1 protein-coding gene is annotated in these 809 nt (G+C 69.0%); it reads left to right on the plus strand.

What is annotated here, in order from left to right; translation table 11 throughout:
- Positions 1 to 149: 149 nt before the first annotated feature.
- Positions 150 to 809, plus strand: a 660-nt coding sequence (locus ACR9ZK_RS21620) for an extracellular solute-binding protein (protein ID WP_481344019.1), incomplete at its 3' end; no start/stop codon positions are given.

The raw sequence follows: 809 nt of genomic DNA on the forward strand, positions 1-809 counted from the left end.
GGTTCCACACCGTGAGACATAAGTAGACGTTATTTGACCGGTAACGGTTTGCTATTTCAAACTCCCACTCAGCGGATGGGAATCGGCACCGCCCGGCTCGCACCAACCGCGCACCCCTCACCGCCTCTTCAGAGCCCAAGGAGCAACCCGTGCGACGCCCCCAGATCCTCCTCGCCGTCATCGCCGCCAGCGCGACGATCGGCCTGACGGCCTGCGCCGGCGGCGGGGCCAGCGACACGGTCGTGCAGCCGGGTTCCACGGCCGCGGCCGCAACGACGAGCACCATCAGCCTGTACGCCTACGCGGTGCCCAAGGTCGGCTTCGACGCCGTCATCCCGGCGTTCCAGAAGACCGCCGCCGGCAAGGGCGTGCAGTTCCAGCAGAGCTACGGCGCCTCGGGTGACCAGAGCCGCAAGGTCGCCGCCGGCGCGCCCGCCGACTTCGTCAACTTCTCCGTGGAGCCGGACGTCACCAGGCTGGTCGACGCCGGCCTCGTCGACCCGTCGTGGAACGCCGGCGAGCACCACGGCATCCCGTTCGGGTCGGTCGTGACGATCGTCGTGCGCAAGGGCAACCCGAAGCACATCAAGGACTGGGCCGACCTGCTCAAGCCGGGTGTCGAGGTCGTCACGCCGAACCCGTTCTCGTCGGGCTCGGCGAAGTGGAACCTCCTCGCCCCGTACGCCGCCGAGAGCGCCGGCGGGACGAACAAGGCCGCCGGGCTGGCCTACATCCGCAGCCTCGTCACCGACCACGTGAAGATCCAGCCGAAGTCGGGCCGTGAGGCCACCGAGGCGTTCCTGCAGGGC

The organism is Monashia sp. HAY1-5C, assembly GCF_056755255.1.